General features: G+C 31.6%; 4 protein-coding genes. All 4 read right to left on the bottom strand.

Features of this window, described 5'->3' with window-relative positions; translation table 11 throughout:
- Positions 1 to 1,490: 1,490 nt before the first annotated feature.
- Complete coding sequence (locus tag BM153_RS13265; RefSeq protein ID WP_092874968.1) at positions 1,491 to 3,224, bottom strand: ABC transporter ATP-binding protein; 1,734 nt, start codon at positions 3,222 to 3,224, stop codon at positions 1,491 to 1,493.
- 271 nt (positions 3,225 to 3,495) lie between these two features.
- A complete protein-coding gene (locus BM153_RS13820; protein ID WP_177205734.1) occupies positions 3,496 to 3,663 on the bottom strand; it encodes a hypothetical protein in 168 nt (55 codons plus the stop codon).
- 510 nt (positions 3,664 to 4,173) lie between these two features.
- Positions 4,174 to 4,869, bottom strand: a complete 696-nt coding sequence (locus BM153_RS13260; RefSeq protein WP_177205732.1) for a GntR family transcriptional regulator — start codon at positions 4,867 to 4,869, stop codon at positions 4,174 to 4,176.
- A 192-nt stretch (positions 4,870 to 5,061) separates the two neighbouring features.
- A partial coding sequence (locus BM153_RS14365; protein WP_143088308.1) for a zinc ribbon domain-containing protein occupies positions 5,062 to 5,229 on the bottom strand: 168 nt, incomplete at its 5' end.

Here is a 5,229-nt window from a genome sequence, read left to right as displayed (position 1 = left end):
TTTTTTAGAAATGAATGGTGTATTTCCTATATACTGGAATTTTTTTCTTTTTTAACAAGAATAAATTTTAGCTCCACATAGTAATTACTCATTTATTATACGAGATTTAATTATCGTTTTAGATAATAGCGATAAGATGGATCTCAACTTTTTTCATTAGATTTTAAATAAATTTAATTTCTTAATGAAAAACCCACTTCTTCCCAAAGTTAAGTTTTAATTATTATGTATCCTGACTTAGCATCAGCCTAGTAACAGCACCTTCCCGGATTTTCGTCCAGTGGTTTATTATACATTTGCAATTCGTTTTGTTCCGTGCATTTATCCTTAATATATAAAAAGGAAAAATCATCTTTTATATTGTAATTGTAATGTGAATATCTTTAATACGATGAAAAGCACAACATACTGGAATGCACATATATAATATTGCTGCTTTCGTCCGCCTTACAGTACGGGCAAGCGTGTTCCGGATTTGCACCGGATTCCTTGTTTTTAACTTTTTTATATTTTTAATAAAAATATTTTATTTATAATTATTATATCACTTTTTAGATACTATACAAGATATTTTTATTTTAAATTTAACTTTTTCATGATTTTAAATGATGTTTTTTTATCTTGTATTATTTAAAATTCTCGTCTTTTCCAAATCGACGGGGGCAGACAAAAATTATTTATTTTCCAGAACAAACCCAGTGTAAGTAAACATTCACTTTAAAAGTGTTTTTACTAAGCAGAAAATAATATTTACTCATGTCTGAAAAGGCAAAAACTTTTTTACATTATTATTCAAGTTAAAATAATAATTTCCACTAATATAATTCTGATATTCTTAAAAAAATAAATTATTTTATAAAAATGCAGACACCCTTTTCGTATACGAAAATCTCAATTTGTTTTACTACCGTCCCAAATAAAAGTGGTCGTAACCACTTTACAACGCCTTCATTTGAAACTAATACATATCCATAACTCATTTATAGATAATCCACAATCCAAGCCACCTATACAGCAGCTTATCTGTATAAAATATCTGTATATTGGGGATTAATCCGACTTATAACTTAAAAAATAACTCCCATGAAATTTAAAAAGATGTAATTTTAGTACAAATTCACTATACATCCATAGGAATTATAACACTGTATTATTATAATGTAAATAATGTTTTTCTTAATGAATATTTTTATTAGTAAGATAATGTTTTTTACACTTATTTTAAAGTGGAGGGATTATGTAAAGCGGACATTCTTAAATCCGCTTCGCTACTTTCGTCTGCCTTACAGTACGGGTAAACTTGTTCCGGATTTACACCGGATTCTATGTTTTTTACTTATCATTAAAATAGAATAATCATATCAGATGAGACACTTAACTATTCGAAATTATCTGCAGTTAATTATTAAAAAAGCAGCAGGTTTTTACACCTGCTGCCATGGTTTATTATATCATTATCATATGTAACGATACTCATTTTTATTTAACTGTTAAGCACTTCTTTCTGATAGTTTGTAATATCTTGCATATATTCCGTCTTTTTCCATAAGCTCCTTATGATTTCCCTGCTCTTTTATGCATCCATCAGATATTACCATTATCTCCTGGGCATTTTTTATAGTGGAAAGTCTATGGGCGATTGTTATAGTTGTTCTGTTTTTGCTAAGTTCTTCAAGACTTTCCTGGATATATTGCTCACTTTCATTATCAAGTGCTGATGTTGCTTCATCAAGTATTAAAATCGGCGGATTTTTCAAAAATGTTCTGGCAATAGATATTCTTTGCTTTTGACCACCTGATAATCGTGTTCCTCTTTCTCCTACTCTTGTATCAAGTCCATCCGGAAGTGAATCTATAAAATCATCCAGATGTGCTTTTTTTGCGGCATCTTCTATTTCTTCTTTTGTTGCATCAGGTTTTCCATATGCTATATTTTCTCTGATGGTTCCATCAAAAAGATAAACATCCTGCTGAACTATTCCTATTTGATTTCGTAGTTCTTGAATTTTAATATTTCTAATGTCCTGTCCACCAATTTTCACTGAACCATGATTGATGTCATAAAATCTGGGGATAATGGAACAAATCGTGGTTTTTCCTCCTCCTGAAGGACCGACAAATGCAAATGACTCACCAGAATTTACAGTAAAGGATACGTTATCCAAAACATTTTCATCATCATTATATCTAAAATCTACATTACTAAATTCAATATCACCATGGGGATTTTTAAATTCTTCTGCATTGTCTGCATCTTTTATTTCTATAGGAGTCTCTATTACTTCCAAAAATCTTTCAAAACCGGACATTCCTTTTTGTAGCATTTCTGTAAGCTCTACAAGAATTTGAATTGGACTGATAAAAATTCCAATATACAATGCATACATGGCAAGGTCTGACGCTGTCATTTCTCCCATTGCTATAAATATGGCTCCTACTACCAGGGATGTAAGATACATCAGTCCCTGAAAGAAAGTGTTACTACCCTGAAACATTCCCATGGCCTTGTAGTTTTCAATCTTGGATTTTAAAAATCCTTCATTGCCTCTTTTAAATTTTTCTTTTTCAATTTCTTCGTTAGCAAATGCCTGAACTACTCTGATACCTGAAAATGAATCATTTAATGTAGCATTAATATCTCCGATTTTTCTTCTATTGTCGGCAAAGGTAGCCCTCATGCGTCTGTTTTGTTTAAAGGAACAATAACTCATTGCTACTACCAGTACCAAAAGTATGGACGCTAATTTCCAATGAATACTAAATAAAAATACAAAGGCACCTATTATTTTTATTAATGATATAAACAGATTCTCCGGACCGTGATGCGCCATTTCCGAAATATCAAAAAGGTCTGATACCAGTCTGCTCATCATCTGACCTGTATTATTTTTATCATAGTAGGAAAAAGATAAGGCTTCATAATGTTCAAAAAGCTCTTTTCTCATATCTCTTTCCATTTTGGCACCCATTATATGTCCCTGACAGGAAACATAATATTTGCATAATGCCTGTAAAAGGTAGGCGCCCAATAAAGCCAGTCCTATCCATGGTAGATATTTTAGTATCTGAAGGCTTCCATCATTAAAAAGGGTTTTCGTCAAGCTTCTAAGCAACTGAGGATATGCCAGATCCACCATTGAAATTATGGTGGCACAGGTTAAATCCAAAAAAAACACGCCCAGATATGGTTTATAGTAACGCACAAATTTTTTTAATGTCTTCATTTAAAATTCCTTTCATAAGTCTAAATTTATAAAAAATCTGAAATAAGGTATATATGAACATACACACCTGCCAAACCACTTTACTAACCTGATAATTATAACTTATTATTTTAAATCAAACAAGAACTGTTAATTTTTTTACACAAAAGAAAAGTCCATTGTTTAACTTTTTTAAGTTCAACATAGACTTTTCTCATTACATTTTTCCTATTTTCGCCTGACCTGCTAATATAATATCAGATGTATGTATAATAAATGATAATACTTCGACCTAGTTTTCATCATCATTTAATGTACTTTCCGGTTCCGGATATACGGGAATTGGCTGCAACTCTAACTCATCATTACCCCTATGAATAAGCTCTCGTAGATTGTATTCTAAATCAGCAAGTCTGTCTCCTAAATAAGATAGAATGTTTTCAAATATATTTGCTGCCATTTTTTTCCTCTCTTTCAAAACCTGAGCCCGAATCCGGATTGTGAATTGTAAAGCGGACATTCGGAATCCGCTTCGCTACTTCCTCATGAACGCAGTGGCACTGCGTTCACATTCTGAAAGGACACTAAATTCTCATTATCCCTTGCAAATTTATCATTTACAAGGAAATTATCTCCAATAAATATGATGTGATTATGTCTTTTCGCTTTATTTAAGTGTCTTTTAAGCTAATTGCGCCTCTCTTCAAAACAAATTAATATTTAAAACACAAAATTAAGCTAACATACGAATGTGTTAATCCTTTGAATATTCCCGGCACTTTTTTTCTATAGATTTTTTATCATAATAAAAATATATTTTAAAAATATCTCAGTTAGACAATTTCTTTTCTGACACAATGTATTTAAAAGTATCCAATAAAGAAATAGTGTTATTTATATTTTTCACAGTTTTATTAGACAAAGAAGCATATTTTTTATGCTCACAATTATTGAAATAGTTTTTTGTTTATTATACGCTTAGATATACATCTTTAGCTTTAGAGATTTCATATCTCATAATAATGGAAGCTTTTTCTGAATCTCCTTCTTTTATGGCTGTCAAAAGCTCTTGATGAAGGGGAGCAATTACTGATTTAAAATTATTCCTATGATCATTATCACGGGCTTTAAGGGATGTAAAGGATCGCATCATTGTCCTTAAAGATACAATTTCTTTGTACAAAAATTTATTTCCGCTATATTTAGCAATTAATAAATGAAACTGCATATGCAAATCTCTTACATCATATTCTGAGATAACTGATTCTTCAAGGGTCTGGTGGTCAAAAAGCATTTGGTTAACTTCATTTAACATATTAAATTCCTCTTCTTTAAGTCCCTTGGCAGCAACTAATTCAACAGCTTTTCCTTCCAAAAATATATCTAATTCCAGAAGATCATTTTTATCTTTGTTAGAATATTCCTGATAACCTATGTTTGTTTTAGTCATATGTCTTAAAAGACCTTCCGACTGAAGTTTTAAAAGCGCTGATCTAACCGGAGTCCTGCTGCAACCTAATGCAGTGGAAATGGCCTCTTCTGTAAATTTTTCATTTGATTTTATTTTTCCTAAAAATATACTATCTCTAATTATTCTGTAAACCCTTTTATGAGCAGGTTTAAGTTCTTTGTACATTTCTACTATCTCAGTTGGAAACTCAATCAATCCTAACCCCTCCATTTATTATTGTATAATGTTTGACACTCCCATCAGCTAAAGCTAATGGGATTCTTGTTTCAATGACCACGGTTATTGTCACACCTACCAAGGTAAGCAGTTTTCTCGTTAGTCTCCACAAGCGTAAGACTTTTGCCTAGTTCGGGTGTGCCCCACCCTACTATATGTATATTTTAAGGTTTAGGCCATTTGCTCTGCAAGTAGACTTAGACCTTTTTCTTTTATGTTAATAGCAGCATTAATGTCCCTATCATGGAAAGTTCCGCATTCAGGGCAAACCCACTGTCTAACAAACAATTTTTTAACCTGGGTATGCTTATGACCACAGACATTACATGACTGGCTGCT

Origin of the sequence: Acetitomaculum ruminis DSM 5522 (genome assembly GCF_900112085.1) — a bacterium.
GTDB classification, from domain to species: domain Bacteria; phylum Bacillota; class Clostridia; order Lachnospirales; family Lachnospiraceae; genus Acetitomaculum; species Acetitomaculum ruminis.
The sequence above is the reverse complement of the archived record's forward strand: the minus strand, read 5'-3'. Positions and strand labels throughout refer to the sequence as shown.

Bases quoted from the DNA above. Each gene is read 5' to 3' on its own strand.
- BM153_RS13820 (WP_177205734.1), bottom strand. From the start codon at position 3,663: ATGGCAGCAAATATATTTGAAAACATTCTATCTTATTTAGGAGACAGA.
- BM153_RS13265 (WP_092874968.1), bottom strand. From the start codon at position 3,224: ATGAAGACATTAAAAAAATTTGTGCGTTACTATAAACCATATCTGGGC.